10 protein-coding genes and 3 rRNA genes are annotated in these 14583 nt (G+C 63.1%); 4 read left to right on the forward strand and 9 right to left on the reverse strand.

Annotated features, from left to right (window positions below; translation table 11 throughout):
- Positions 1–6: 6 nt before the first annotated feature.
- Together G6N53_RS30335 and nucS are read right to left on the reverse strand one after the other, a co-directional pair.
- Entirely contained in the window at positions 7–306 is a 300-nt protein-coding gene (locus G6N53_RS30335; RefSeq protein WP_163893423.1) for an Rv1322 family protein, read from the reverse strand.
- Positions 306–977: an endonuclease NucS gene (gene nucS, locus G6N53_RS24530; protein ID WP_163893426.1), complete on the reverse strand. Its 672-nt coding sequence runs from the start codon at positions 975–977 to the stop codon at positions 306–308. The genes G6N53_RS30335 and nucS overlap by 1 nt, the downstream gene beginning before the upstream one ends.
- A gap of 63 nt (positions 978–1040) precedes the next feature.
- Between nucS and G6N53_RS24535 the strand changes: the two genes are divergently transcribed.
- Positions 1041–2654 (forward strand): adenylate/guanylate cyclase domain-containing protein, encoded by a 1614-nt coding sequence (locus G6N53_RS24535; RefSeq protein ID WP_163893428.1) that lies wholly within the window; start codon positions 1041–1043, stop codon positions 2652–2654.
- A 4-nt stretch (positions 2655–2658) separates the two neighbouring features.
- On the opposite strand, the gene glsA is transcribed toward G6N53_RS24535, so the two are convergent.
- Entirely contained in the window at positions 2659–3939 is a 1281-nt protein-coding gene (gene glsA / locus G6N53_RS24540; protein WP_163893431.1) for a glutaminase A, read from the reverse strand.
- 118 nt (positions 3940–4057) lie between these two features.
- Here glsA and G6N53_RS24545 point away from each other — a divergent pair, with 118 nt between their 5' ends.
- The gene (locus G6N53_RS24545; RefSeq protein WP_163893434.1) at positions 4058–5545 is read left to right on the forward strand and encodes a DNA-3-methyladenine glycosylase 2 family protein; all 1488 of its coding nucleotides are present in this window, start codon (positions 4058–4060) and stop codon (positions 5543–5545) included.
- Complete coding sequence (locus G6N53_RS24550; RefSeq protein WP_163893437.1) at positions 5545–6048, forward strand: methylated-DNA--[protein]-cysteine S-methyltransferase; 504 nt, start codon at positions 5545–5547, stop codon at positions 6046–6048. Before G6N53_RS24545 ends, G6N53_RS24550 begins: the two co-directional genes overlap by 1 nt.
- Before the next feature lie 92 nt (positions 6049–6140).
- Here the strand turns inward: G6N53_RS24550 and rrf are convergent.
- The 4 genes from rrf to murA form a co-directional block, all read right to left on the reverse strand.
- A 5S ribosomal RNA gene (gene rrf / locus G6N53_RS24555) occupies positions 6141–6254 on the reverse strand.
- Positions 6255–6371: 117 nt separating this feature from the next.
- Positions 6372–9496, reverse strand: a 23S ribosomal RNA gene (locus G6N53_RS24560).
- 454 nt (positions 9497–9950) lie between these two features.
- Positions 9951–11470: ribosomal RNA gene (locus G6N53_RS24565) — 16S ribosomal RNA — on the reverse strand.
- Together the 16S, 23S and 5S rRNA genes form the textbook arrangement of a ribosomal RNA operon.
- A 343-nt stretch (positions 11471–11813) precedes the next feature.
- Entirely contained in the window at positions 11814–13067 is a 1254-nt protein-coding gene (gene murA / locus G6N53_RS24570; RefSeq protein ID WP_163893439.1) for a UDP-N-acetylglucosamine 1-carboxyvinyltransferase, read from the reverse strand.
- Positions 13068–13147: 80 nt separating this feature from the next.
- Between murA and G6N53_RS24575 the strand changes: the two genes are divergently transcribed.
- Entirely contained in the window at positions 13148–13723 is a 576-nt protein-coding gene (locus G6N53_RS24575) for a cob(I)yrinic acid a,c-diamide adenosyltransferase (protein ID WP_163893442.1), read from the forward strand.
- On the opposite strand, the gene G6N53_RS24580 is transcribed toward G6N53_RS24575, so the two are convergent.
- Together G6N53_RS24580 and G6N53_RS24585 are read right to left on the reverse strand one after the other, a co-directional pair.
- Positions 13717–14163 carry a DUF2550 domain-containing protein gene (locus G6N53_RS24580; protein ID WP_234897448.1) on the reverse strand — a complete coding sequence of 149 codons (447 nt, stop codon included), beginning with the start codon at positions 14161–14163 and terminating at the stop codon, positions 13717–13719. The genes G6N53_RS24575 and G6N53_RS24580 overlap by 7 nt on opposite strands.
- Before the next feature lie 11 nt (positions 14164–14174).
- Positions 14175–14540, reverse strand: a complete 366-nt coding sequence (locus G6N53_RS24585; RefSeq protein ID WP_163893445.1) for a F0F1 ATP synthase subunit epsilon — start codon at positions 14538–14540, stop codon at positions 14175–14177.
- Positions 14541–14583 lie beyond the last annotated feature (43 nt).

Here is a 14583-nt window from a genome sequence, read left to right on the forward strand (position 1 = left end):
CCGGTGTCACGACCACCTGCGTGTCGGGCCACGGGTCGCCCGGTGGGTCCAGCACGCAGTGTGCCAGTGTCTGCGGTCCTCGACCGCGTGCGGCGCGCCTGAGTCCGCCGGCAGCGCGACCACATGCGCTGTTCCCGGCCTGATCTCGTGGTCGCAACCGGGACACCGATAGACCTTCGTCGCTCTCGCCGCCGGCACCGGCCGGACCTCGTAGTCGTTGCCGTCGGCGCCCACCTCGATACGCCGGGGCGCCGGTAGCGGATTCCGACTCGGCGTTCTCCGTCCCGCCGCTCGCCGCCGCACCATCAGAACAGCCGGAACTCGTCGCTGTCCATGCCGCGCATCTTGTCGTAATCCAAAGTCAGACAGCGGATCCCGCGGTCCTGAGCCAAGGTGCGTGCCTGCGGCTTGATCTGCTGGGCGGCGAACACGCCCGCCACCGGGGCCAGCAGGGAGTCGCGGTTGAGCAGCTCGAGGTAGCGGGTGAGCTGTTCGACCCCGTCGATCTCACCGCGACGCTTGATCTCCACCGCCACCGAGCGGCCCTGCTCGTCTCGGCAGAGCAGGTCCACCGGGCCGATCGGGGTCATGTACTCGCGGCGGACCAACGTGTACCCGGAGCCGAGCAACTCGACGTGTTCGGCCAGCAGCGCCTGCAGGTGGGCCTCGACGCCGTCCTTCACCAGCCCGGGGTCGACACCCAACTCGTGGCTGGAATCGTGCTCGATGTCCTCGACGGTGATGCGGAGTTGTTCACCGGCCTTGTTCTCCACCACCCACACCGGCGCGGCACCCCCCGCGTCCTCGACCAACCAGCACGGCGGGCTCATCCAGTTCAGCGGCTTGTAGGCCCGGTCGTCGGCGTGCACGCTGACCGATCCGTCGGACTTGAACAGCAGTAGGCGCCGGGCCGACGGCAGATGAGCGGTGAGCCGACCGACGTAGTCGACGGTGCACTGGGCGATCACGAGACGCACCCGAACCACCTTAAACGTCGAACAAACGTCTCGACCCGACACGGTCATTAGGCTGACGCCACGATGACGGCGAACCGGACGGTGGCACAGCGGCTGGGCCGTGTGCTGGAACGAGTGACCAAGCAGAGCGGCAGGGTCGCGGCGACCCCCGAGTTCGGTTCGTGGATCCTCGGCCGCGTCTCCGAGAGTCAGGGTCGACGACGGGTCCGCATCCAGGTCATCCTGACCACGTTCGTGGTGATCGCCAACCTGATCGGGATGGGCGTCACGGCGCTGGTGGTCACCGTCGCGTTCCCCACCCCAAGCGTGTTCGACCGCGACGTCGTCTGGATCACCGCGATCGCGGTGCCGGTCTATCTGGTGACCGCGTTGGTTGTCGGGGTGTTCTGGGCCACGCTGCGGGTCATCAAGAACGTGCGCTGGGCGATCGAGGAGCGTCCCCCCACGCGCGCGGACCAACGCAACACATTTCTGGCCCCGTGGCGGCTGACCCGGGTCCTGTTGATCCTGTGGGGCCTCGGCACCCTGGTCCTCACCACGCTCTACGGTGTGCAGGACACCGCCTACATCCCGAAATGGCTACTGGGGGTGAGCTTCCCCGGCATCGTCGTGGCCGCGAGTTGTTATCTCTTCACCGAGTTCGCGCTGCGCCCTGTCGCCGCCCAGGCGCTGGAGGCGGGCAAGCCCCCGCGCCGCTTCGCCGAGGGCCTGATGGGCCGCACCATGCTGGTGTGGGCGCTCGGGTCCGGGGTGCCCGTGCTCGGCATCTTCCTCGCAGCCGCAATCACGTTGATCCAACGCAACCTGACACCAACCCAGTTCACCGTCGCGGTGATGATCCTGGCGCTGTTCGCCCTCGTATTCGGGGCCATTCTGATGTGGATCCTGGCCTGGCTCACGGTGACACCGGTCCGGGTGGTGCGGGCGGCTCTCAACCGGGTCGAGCAGGGCGACCTGGACACCAGCCTGGTGGTCTTCGACGGCACCGAACTCGGCCAGCTGCAGCGCGGGTTCAACGCGATGGTCCACGGGCTGCGGGAACGCGAGCGGGTCCGTGATCTGTTCGGACGTCACGTCGGCCGGGAAGTCGCCGCGCTGGCGGAGCAGGAACGGCCCGAGCTGGGAGGCGAGGAGCGCTACGCCGCAGTCGTCTTCGTCGACATCATCGGGTCGACCAAGCTGGTGACCAGCCTGCCGGCCGCCGAGGTCGTGGAACTGCTCAACCGGTTCTTTGCGGTGATCGTCGAGGAGGTCGACCGCTACCACGGGTTGGTGAACAAATTCGAGGGTGACGCCGTGCTGGCGGTGTTCGGCGCCCCGGTGTCGCTGGAACATCCCGAGGACGAGTCGCTGGCGGCGGCGCGGGCCATCAGCCGTCGGCTGTGTGACGAGGTGCCCGAGTGCGAGGCGGGCATCGGCGTCGCCGCGGGACATGTCGTCGCCGGCAACGTCGGCGCGTGGGAACGCTTCGAGTACACGGTCATCGGCGAACCCGTCAACGAGGCGGCCCGGCTCTGCGAACTGGCCAAGAACGAACCGTCACGGCTGGTGGCCTCGGCCTCGGTGGTGCGCAACGCCACCGAAACCGAAGGTGCGCACTGGACTCTCGGAGAGTCGGTGACCCTGCGCGGATACGACGAGCCGATCCGGTTGGCCACTCCGATCAGTGCGAACTGACGCGTCAGGTGCGATCCAGCCAGGCCTGCGCTTCGTCGACGGCGGCGTCGACGGTGTGGAAGCGAACTGCTTGCAGCTCGGACTCCGAGCGGATGACGATCCCGTCGGGGTCCACCAGATAGCCGACCTTGCCGGCGGACCGTAGCGCAGCGCTCATGCCCGACAGCAGTGCCCGTGCGGTGTCGTCGATGTCGTCGACACGGGACACGTCCAGGATCGCGACCTCGAAGTTGTCCCGGTCCCGGTCAGCGACGCGCAACACCTGCTCGGCTCCGCTGAACAGCAGATCGCCATGGGTCTCATAGACCCGAACGCCCGGGCGGGGCTCGTACACCGCACGCAGTGTCGACCGGGAATCTCGCGCCACCGTCAGGAAGTGCAGACCCAGCTGTTCGGACAGGCTGCGGCACAACAAAACTCCGCGCACACTGTTGCCCTTGCCATCGAGCAACGGGGAATACACCCCGATGCCGAGCTGGCCTGGCAGCACCGCGACGATCCCGCCGCCGACGCCGCTCTTGGCGGGCATGCCCACCGCGCTGACCCAGTCTCCGGCTGCGTCGTACATCCCGCAGGTGACCATCACCGACAGCGTGCGCCTGACCACCGCGGCGCCGACGACCCGCCGGCCGGTCTGGGGGTTGACACCGCCGCGGGCGAGCGTAGCCCCGATCTTTGCCAGGTCCGTCGACGTCACGCGCAGCGAGCACTGGCGGAAGTACACGTCGAGGACTTCGTCGGGATCGTCGTCGAGCGCCCCGAGACTCTGCAGCATGTAGCCGATCGCGCGGTTGCGGCTGCCGGCAGCCTTCTCGGAGGCGTAGATGTCATCGTCCAGTTCGAGTCGCCGTCCCACGATCGCCGAGTAGAAGCCCCGGATCAGCGCGAACCGCTCGTCGGGAGAGGCGCCGGGTACGAGTGAGACCGCGGCGATCGCCCCGGCGTTGATCATCGGGTTCTTGGGCTTCTTCGTCGCGCGGTCCACGCTGATCTCGTTGAACGCTTCGCCGGAGGGTTCCACGCCGATCTTCGCATCGACTGCAGCCATCCCGATGCGCTCGAGCGCCAGCGCGTACGTCAACGGCTTGGAGATCGATTGAATCGTGAATTCGACTGATGCGTCGCCGGATTCGTAGATGAAGCCGTCTGCGGACGACAGCGAGAGGCCGAAACCGTTCGGATCGGCAGATGCCAGCTCGGGGATGTAATGAGCCAGCTCGCCGTCGGTGACACCGGCATGTTCGGCGCGGATGCCGTCGAGGTAGCGCTGCACCAGTTCGGCCACAGCTCGGAGTATGGAGCTTGCACCCCGGGTTTGTCATGCTCTGACGTGTTCGGCCCGGACAGCTTCGATGTCGGTTTTCCGCTAGTGATGTCGGCGCCCACGTGTAAGTGTGAATGTCATGCACACCGACTTCGACCGCTGCTACCGGGCCGTCCAGGCCAAGGACGCGAGGTTCGACGGTTGGTTCGTCACCGCTGTGCTCACCACGAAGATCTACTGTCGGCCCAGCTGTCCGGTCCGGCCGCCCTTTGCCCGCAACATCTGCTTCCATCCCACCGCGGCCGCGGCGCAGCGGGCCGGATTCCGGGCCTGCAAGCGGTGCCGGCCGGACGCCTCCCCCGGCTCACCCGAATGGAATGTCCGCGGTGACGTCGTGGCCCGTGCGATGCGGCTGATCGCCGACGGCACGGTCGACCGGGAGGGCGTCACCGGTCTGGCTGCGCGGATGGGGTACACCGTGCGCCAGCTGGAACGGCTCATGCATGCCGAGGTGGGAGCGGCGCCGCTGGCGCTGGCCAGGGCACAGCGGGCGCAGATGGCACGAGTGCTCATCGAGACCACCGAGATGCCGTTCAGCGACGTCGCTTTCGCGGCCGGGTTCTCCAGCATCCGCCAGTTCAACGACACCTTGCGCACGGTCTGCGACCTGACACCGACGTCGCTACGCCGAAGGGCGCGTACCCGTTTCGGCGCTGACGACACCCTCGGCACCGGTGTTATGACGCTGCGGCTGCCGGTGCGGGCACCGTTCGCCTACGAAGGGCTGTTCGGCCATCTGGCGGCCAGCACCGTGCCCGGTGTCGAGGAAGTGCGTGACGGCGCGTATCGGCGGACGCTGGCCCTACCACACGGCACCGGGATCGTCAGCCTGCAACCACACCCCGACCATGTCCGGTGCCGACTTGTGGTCGACGACTTTCGAGACGTGTCCACAGCGATTGCCCGGTGCCGGCGACTGCTGGATCTGGACGCCGATCCCGAGGCCATCGTGGCTGCGCTCGGCGCCGACGAGGAGCTCGGTACGTTGGTCGCCAAGGCCCCCGGTCAGCGCATCCCACGGACGGTCGACGAGCACGAGATCGCCCTGCGTGTCGTCCTCGGCCAGCAGGTGTCGATGGCGGCGGCGCGTACCCACGCCGGACGAATCGTGGCGGCCTACGGCCGTCCCATCAAGGACGCCGAAGGCCACCTGACCCATGTGTTTCCGTCGGCCACCGACCTTTCGGACCTCAACGAGGAACTGCTGGCATTTCCGAAGGCCAGGCGGCGCACGTTGACCGCGCTTGTCACCGCGTTGCGGGACGGGGACGTCGTGCTGGACTCCGGATGTGATTGGACCCTGGCGCGCAACCAGTTGCTCAAGCTTCCCGGCATCGGCCCCTGGTCCGCGGAGATGATCGCGATGCGCGGCCCCGGGGATCCGGATGCGTTCCCGGCCACCGACCTGGGGGTGGTGGCGGCGGCGCGCCAGCTCGGGTTGCCGACGGCGCCGACTCATCTGCAGGAGCGCAGCACCCGTTGGCAGCCGTGGCGTTCCTACGCCACCCAGCACCTCTGGACCGCACTCGACCACGCCGTGAACCAGTGGCCACCCAAGGAGAAATGATGGAACACATTCGATATCGCACCATGGACAGCCCAGTCGGCACGCTGACACTTGCCGGCTCGGCGGGCCGGCTACGGCACCTGCGCATGGTGGATCAGACCTATGAACCCAGCCGCGCCGGCTGGGAACCTGACGACACTGCGTTCGCCGACGCCGTCGCCCAGCTCGAGGAGTACTTCACCGGAACACGAACGGATTTCGAGCTGGAACTGGACCTCGTGGGAACCGCTTTTCAACGCCGAGTGTGGGCGGCACTGCTGACGATCCCGTATGGAGAGACACGTTCGTACGGCCAGATCGCCAAACAGCTCGACGCCCCGGGCGCCTTCCGCGCCGTCGGACTCGCCAACGGCCACAACCCGATCGGCATCATCGTGCCGTGCCACCGAGTCATCGGGGCGAACGGGAGCCTGACCGGATACGGCGGCGGCCTTGAAAGAAAAAGGGCGCTTCTGGAAATGGAGAAGCAGAAAGTAGCACCGGTGGCGACTCTGTTCGACTGACCAGAATAGGTGACGGAATAGCTGCAGAAATACCGTCTTTTAAATGCCTTTGCCCCCCAATTGTGTTTGGGGGGCAAAGGGCTTTAATGTGTGTTCGGCGGTGTCCTACTTTTCCACCCGTGTGGGTAGTATCATCGGCGCTGGCAGGCTTAGCTTCCGGGTTCGGGATGGGACCGGGCGTTTCCCTGCCGCTATGGACCGCCGTAACTTTATTTTCACTCGTTTTTGAGTGCCACCCCGTGTTGTGGGGTGGAGGTGTTATTTGGTGGTGGGGTGTGAATGCGTGTTTGGGCATTCGTGGTGTGGTTGCGAGGTTTTGTTGTTGTTGTAAGTTTTCGGCCGGTTAGTGCCAGTTCCCTGCGCCTATTGCTAGGTTTCTAGGTCTGGTCTATCGATCCCGTGGTCTGCGGGGGGCCTTATCCCACTGAATGGGTGAGAAGCCTGGTCTTGGAGGGGGTTTCCCGCTTAGATGCTTTCAGCGGTTATCCTGTCCGAACGTGGCTATCCAGCGGTGCCCCTGGTGGGACAACTGGTGTACCAGAGGTTCGTCCGTCCCGGTCCTCTCGTACTAGGGACAGGTTTCCTCAAGCTTCTGACGCGCGCGGCGGATAGAGACCGAACTGTCTCACGACGTTCTAAACCCAGCTCGCGTGCCGCTTTAATGGGCGAACAGCCCAACCCTTGGGACCTGCTCCAGCCCCAGGATGCGACGAGCCGACATCGAGGTGCCAAACCATCCCGTCGATATGGACTCTTGGGGAAGATCAGCCTGTTATCCCCGGGGTACCTTTTATCCGTTGAGCGACACCCCTTCCACTCGGGGGTGCCGGATCACTAGTCCCGACTTTCGTCCCTGCTTGACATGTACGTCTCGCAGTCAAGCTCCCTTGTGCACTTACACTCAACACCTGATTGCCGTCCAGGTTGAGGGAACCTTTGGGCGCCTCCGTTACTTTTTAGGAGGCAACCGCCCCAGTTAAACTACCCGCCAGGCACTGTCCCTGAACCGGATAGACGGTTCGAGGTTAGAAGCCCAATACGATCAGAGTGGTATTTCAACAACGACTCCACAACCACTGGCGTGGCCGCTTCACAGTCTCCCACCTATCCTACACAAACCGTATCGAGCACCAATACCAAGTTGTAGTGAAGGTCCCGGGGTCTTTTCGTCCTGCCGCGCGTAACGAGCATCTTTACTCGTAATGCAATTTCGCCGAGTCTATGGTTGAGACAGTTGAGAAGTCGTTACGCCATTCGTGCAGGTCGGAACTTACCCGACAAGGAATTTCGCTACCTTAGGATGGTTATAGTTACCACCGCCGTTTACTGGGGCTTAAATTCTCCGCTTCACCCCGAAGGGTTAACGGGTCCTCTTAACCTTCCAGCACCGGGCAGGCGTCAGTCCGTATACATCGTCTTGCGACTTCGCACGGACCTGTGTTTTTAGTAAACAGTCGCTTCTCACTGGTTTGTGCCACCCCCCACCGCTGCCCACCGCAAAGGGTGTTGACGGTACGGGGGTCCCCCTTCTCCCGAAGTTACGGGGGCATTTTGCCGAGTTCCTTAACCATAGTTCACTCGTACGCCTTGGTATTCTCTACCTGACCACCTGTGTTGGTTTGGGGTACGGGCCGTGTGTGTGCTCGCTAGAGGCTTTTCTCGACAGCATAGGATCACCGAATTCGCCTCAATCGGCTATGCATCACCTCTCAGGATATGTGAAACCCGGATTTACCTAGGTTCCTCCCTACAGGCTTACCCCAGTATTACCACTGACTGGTACGGCTACCTTCCTGCGTCACCCCATCGCTTGACTACTACCCATCCGGGTCCCGCGCAGCCGGCGAACCCCGCACCCTCGAAAGGGATTGGTGATCCACCATTTGGGCGGTTAGCAGAACAGATTCATCAGGGACGCCCACACACGGGTACGGGAATATCAACCCGTTGTCCATCGACTACGCCTGTCGGCCTCGCCTTAGGTCCCGACTCACCCTGGGCGGACTGGCCTGGCCCAGGAACCCTTGGTCTTTCGGCGGGCAAGGTTCTCACTTGCCTAATCGCTACTCATGCCTGCATTCTCACTCCCACACCCTCCACCACTAGATCACTCTGTGGCTTCACCGGATGCAGGACGCTCCCCTACCCAGCACAACAAGTGTGCTGCCGCGGCTTCGGCGGTGTGCTTGAGCCCCGCTACATTATCGGCGCACAATCACTTGACCAGTGAGCTATTACGCACTCTTTCAAGGGTGGCTGCTTCTAAGCCAACCTCCTGGTTGTCTCTGCGACTGCACATCCTTTTCCACTTAGCACACGCTTAGGGGCCTTAGCCGGCGATCTGGGCTGTTTCCCCTCTCGACGCACGGAGCTTATCCCCCGCCGTCTCACTGCCGCATTACACCGTGTCGGCATTCGGAGTTTGGCTGACGTCAGTAACCTTGTGAGGCCCATCGGCCATCCAGTAGCTCTACCTCCGACACGAACACTGCGACGCTGCACCTAAATGCATTTCGGGGGAGAACCAGCTATCACGGAGTTTGATTGGCCTTTCACCCCTACCCACAGCTCATCCCCTCAGTCTTCAACCTAAGTGGGTTCGGGCCTCCACAACATCTTACTGCTGCTTCACCCTGGCCATGGGTAGATCACTCCGCTTCGGGTCCAGAACACACCACTACACCACACACTGTTGTGTGGATACGCCCTATTCAGACTCGCTTTCGCTACGGCTACCCCACACGGGTTAACCTCGCGACATGTCCCTGACTCGCAGGCTCATTCTTCAAAAGGCACGCCATCACCCCACCACGAAGGAGGGCTCTGACGGATTGTAAGCGCACGGTTTCAGGTACTATTTCACTCCCCTCCCGGGGTACTTTTCACCATTCCCTCACGGTACTAATCCGCTATCGGTCACTGAGAAGTATTCAGGCTTACCGGGTGGTCCCGGCAGATTCACAGCAGATTCCACGGGCCCGCTGCTACTCGGGGAACCTGTGACAGCAGATAACGTGTTTTCGCCTACGGGGCTCTCACCCACTACGGCAGACCATCCCAGGCCACTTCGACTAACACACTATTTTATAACTGCTGCTCTCCTCGGCGGAGGAAAGAACACAGACCCCACAACACCGCACACACAACCCCCGCCGGGTATCACATGCACACGGTTTAGCCATCCTCCGCTTTCGCTCGCCACTACTCACGGAATCACTTTTGTTTTCTCTTCCTACGGGTACTGAGATGTTTCACTTCCCCGCGTTCCCCCCCGCACCCTATGTATTCAGGTACGGGTGACACGACATCACTCGCGCCGGGTTTCCCCATTCGGACATCCTCGGATCCACGCTCGGTTGGCAGCTCCCCGAGGCATATCGCAGCCTCCCACGTCCTTCATCGGCTCTCAGTGCCAAGGCATCCACCATGCGCCCTTAAACACTTACAACACAAAACCAAAAAAATGAGTCATCACCCACACACCACACCCACCCCCGAAAGAGCAGACACCATGTGCGGGTATCAGAAAAATTTGCATTACATCCAAGAACACAACCCCAAAAAGGCTGTGCCTCTTGATGCTCGCAACCACTATCCACAAATCAAACACCACACCCCACCACCAAAGCAGGGCAACAACACTCCGACTCCACCAACGCAGAGCCACCCCCGACAGGGGCACGGGCTTGTTGTCTCAAAGCCCAATAGTGTGTCCGGCAGTCATTCTCGACCAGGAATCGAACCCCCGAAAGGATCCTCCCGACCCGGTCAGTTGCTTGTTGTCTAACTTTATGCACCAGACCCCCACCCACTACAGGCGAAGGGCCATCCACAGAATCGCCCAGACAATCCCGAACCCCCACACGATGTGGGCGGGCACTGAGTCTTGTGGTGCTCCTTAGAAAGGAGGTGATCCAGCCGCACCTTCCGGTACGGCTACCTTGTTACGACTTCGTCCCAATCGCCGATCCCACCTTCGACGGCTCCCTCCCACAAGGGGTTAGGCCACCGGCTTCGGGTGTTACCGACTTTCATGACGTGACGGGCGGTGTGTACAAGGCCCGGGAACGTATTCACCGCAGCGTTGCTGATCTGCGATTACTAGCGACTCCGACTTCACGGGGTCGAGTTGCAGACCCCGATCCGAACTGAGACCGGCTTTGAAAGGATTCGCTCCACCTCACGGCATCGCAGCCCTTTGTACCGGCCATTGTAGCATGTGTGAAGCCCTGGACATAAGGGGCATGATGACTTGACGTCATCCCCACCTTCCTCCGAGTTGACCCCGGCAGTCTCTCACGAGTCCCCACCATTACGTGCTGGCAACATGAGACAAGGGTTGCGCTCGTTGCGGGACTTAACCCAACATCTCACGACACGAGCTGACGACAGCCATGCACCACCTGCACACAGGCCACAAGGGAACCGACATCTCTGCCGGCGTCCTGTGCATGTCAAACCCAGGTAAGGTTCTTCGCGTTGCATCGAATTAATCCACATGCTCCGCCGCTTGTGCGGGCCCCCGTCAATTTCTTTGAGTTTTAGCCTTGCGGCCGTACTCCCCAGGCGGGGTACTTAATGCGTTAGCTACGGCACGGATCCCAAGGAAGGAAACCCACACCTAGTACCCACCGTTTACGGCGTGGACTACCAGGGTATCTAATCCTGTTCGCTCCCCACGCTTTCGCTCCTCAGCGTCAGTTACTGCCCAGAGACCCGCCTTCGCCACCGGTGTTCCTCCTGATATCTGCGCATTCCACCGCTACACCAGGAATTCCAGTCTCCCCTGCAGTACTCCAGTCTGCCCGTATCGCCCGCACGCCCACAGTTAAGCTGTGAGTTTTCACGAACAACGCGACAAACCACCTACGAGCTCTTTACGCCCAGTAATTCCGGACAACGCTCGGACCCTACGTATTACCGCGGCTGCTGGCACGTAGTTGGCCGGTCCTTCTTCTGCAGGTACCGTCACTTTCGCTTCGTCCCTACTGAAAGAGGTTTACAACCCGAAGGCCGTCATCCCTCACGCGGCGTCGCTGCATCAGGCTTGCGCCCATTGTGCAATATTCCCCACTGCTGCCTCCCGTAGGAGTCTGGGCCGTATCTCAGTCCCAGTGTGGCCGGTCACCCTCTCAGGCCGGCTACCCGTCGTCGCCTTGGTAAGCCATAACCTCACCAACAAGCTGATAGGCCGCGGCCCATCCCACACCGCAAAAGCTTTCCCCCACCAGTCATGCAACCAGCAGGAAATATTCGGTATTAGACCCAGTTTCCCAGGCTTATCCCAAAGTGCAGGGCAGATCACCCACGTGTTACTCACCCGTTCGCCACTCGAGTACCCCGAAGGGCCTTTCCGTTCGACTTGCATGTGTTAAGCACGCCGCCAGCGTTCGTCCTGAGCCAGAATCAAACTCTCCAAACAAAACCCTCTCGCACCCACAGGCACAAGCAGAATTCGAATCAGAACAAGCCTGACCTAACAAACAGACACCAAAAACTGGCATCCAAAAAACAGTCACACCCCCAAACGGGAAAATGCAGGCATGACCAAAAAACAAACAAAAACCACCAAACACACTATTGAGTTCTCAAACAACACACCCGGTTTTCAGGCAACCCTGCCACTGTACTGCATGTGACCAGGGAGGTCAAACCTCGTCCGCCGCGCCTTTTGGGCTGGGGCCGTTGGCTTCTTCCGAAATACTACGCGCTGTGGCGCTCAGTCCCAAATGACCAGCACAGCGCCAGTTCTGGGCTGCGGGACACTACTCGACGCGCTCGATCTCCGCGCCCAGAGCGACCAGGTTTTCCACGAACTTCGGGTAACCGCGGTCGATGTGAAAGACGTCGTGCACCTCGGTGTCACCATCGGCGACCAGACCCGCGAGCACCAGACCGGCGCCGGCGCGGATGTCCGAGGACCACACCGGAGCACTCGACAGCTGAGGAATCCCCCGCAGCACGGCATGGTGACCGTCGGTCCGGGCGTCGGCACCGAGCCGGATCATCTCTTCGACGAACCGGAAGCGCGCCTCGAACACGTTCTCGGTGATCATCGATGTCCCCTCGGCGATCGCCGCGAGACCGATGGCCATCGGTTGGAGATCTGTGGGGAAGCCGGGGAACGGCAGCGTCGCCACGTTCACCGCCTTCGGGCGTTCGTACTGGACCACCCGGAAGCCGTCGTCACTCTGCGTCACCGTCGCCCCGGCGTCGTGCAGTTTGTGCAACACCAGCTGCAGATGGGCAGGATCCACCCCGGTGACCGAGATGTCGCCTCGTGTCATCGCCGCCGCGATGCCCCACGTCGCGGCCACGATCCGGTCACCGATGACCCGGTGCTGCGTGGGATGGAGACGGTCGACACCGGTGATCGTCAGGGTCGACGACCCGGCACCGGCGACCTGGGCGCCCATCTGGTTGAGCATCGTGCACAGGTCGACGACGTCAGGTTCGCGGGCGGCGTTGTGGATCGTCGTCACACCCTCGGCGAGCACCGCGGCCATCAGGATGTTCTCGGTGGCGCCGACGGACGGGAACTCCAGTTGGATCTCGGCGCCGCGCAGGTGGTCGGCTTCCGCGACGACACAGCCGTGTTCGATGTTGCATCGCGCACCCAGCTGGCGCAGGCCCGACTGATGCATGTCCAGCGGACGCGAGCCGATGGCGTCACCGCCGGGCAACGCCACCTTCGCCCGCTTGCACCGCCCCACCAACGGACCGAGCACACACACCGACGCGCGGAACTGACGGACCGCGGCGAAGTCCGCGTCGTACTTCAGCTCGTCTGGTGAGGTGATCTGCACGACGCTGCCGTCGAGCTCCACGGTGGCGCCGAGGCCCCGGAGCACCTCGGCCATCAGCGGCACATCGAGAATGTCGGGGCAGTTGGTGATGGTGCTGGTGCCCTCCGCGAGCAGCGAGGCCGCCATCAGCTTCAACACGCTGTTCTTGGCGCCCCCGACGGCAACTTCGCCAGATAACCGACTGCCGCCGGTCACTACGAAACGCTCGCTCACGCGGCCAGTGTAAACAGCCTCCGACGAGCGTGTCAGTTTCCTGGCATCCAACGCGCCGCCCGCACCGGTACGGTTTCAGCATGGCTGTCCACCTCACCCGCATCTACACACGGACCGGCGACGATGGGACCACCGGGCTCAGCGATTTCAGCAGGGTCTCGAAGAACGACGCACGGTTGGCGGCGTACGCCGACTGTGACGAGACCAACGCCGCGCTCGGTGTCGCCGTGTCTCTCGGACATCCCGAGGGGCGACTTCTCGACGTGCTGCGGCAAATTCAGAACGACCTCTTCGACGCGGGCGCCGATCTGTCGACCCCGGTGGTCGAGAACCCGGAGTACCCGCCGCTGCGCATCAAGCAGGACTACATCGATCGCCTGGAATCGTGGTGCGACGAGTTCAACGAGGGGCTGCCGGCGCTCAATTCGTTTGTGCTGCCGGGCGGCACGGCGCTGTCCGCGTTGCTGCACGTGGCGCGCACCGTGGCGCGGCGAGCCGAGCGGTCCGCGTGGCATGCGGTCGACACCGAAGGAGAGTCGGTCAGCGTGTTGCCCGCGAAGTACCTCAATCGGCTCTCCGACCTGCTTTTCATCCTGTCCCGCGTGGCGAACCCGCAGGGCGACGTGCTCTGGCGGCCGGGCGAGCAGTCTCAGTAGCTTCGGCGCCGCGCCCGCGGCGACGGCCGCGATTCCAGCCACGAGGTGAACGCCGTCAACGCGCCGCGATCCAGCGCGATCTCATAGCCTCGTCCGGGCTCGGGTCCGACGTCACGCAATTCCAGGATGACAATCTCCTCGGTCATGATGTCGAACTCGTCACCGCGGGGCGCTCGCCTCGACACGACCTCCAGACCCCGACGGCTCAGCGTCCGGTCCGGCCACCACCGCATGCTCGACAGCCGGTAGAAGCCGGCCTCCCCGCCGCGGTACCGCATCACGCCGTGCCGCCAGCCGTGACCGCCGACGGCGGGCACGTCCCGCAGGATCGCCGCGGTGCCCCCGACCTGCCTGAGCTTCCACAACCGGTACGAGAGCGCGACGACGACGATCAGCAGCACGCCGACCAGCGCGACCATGAACAGCATGGACGCGCTCACCGGCTCGCCTGCTAGTCGATCTGACCGAGGGCGCGAAGCCGCGCCCTGCCCCATGCCGCGGTGTGCTCGTCGTCGGACTCGGAGTCCTGCTTCGCCTCGTCGGCATTGATCTCCGACTCGAACTCGGCCCGCTCCACCAGGATCCGCACTGCCTCTTCGGTGACAGACAAGAACCCGCCGTCGACCGCGATGCGCAGGTCGTCCTCGCCTTCGCGCTCGACACGCACCATCGCGTCGTCGACGAGCTCGGCCACCAGCGGGATGTGCCGCGGCAGGATGCCGATCTCGCCGGCGGTGGTGCGGGTGAACACGAACGTCGCCTCACCCGACCACAGTTCGCGCTCCACGGCGACGATCTCGACGTTGATTTCGGCCACGTCACACCACCTTTCGCAGCACAGCGCTCAGTGCTCGTCGGTT

It is taken from the genome of Mycolicibacterium hippocampi (genome assembly GCF_010723735.1).
GTDB classification, from domain to species: domain Bacteria; phylum Actinomycetota; class Actinomycetes; order Mycobacteriales; family Mycobacteriaceae; genus Mycobacterium; species Mycobacterium hippocampi.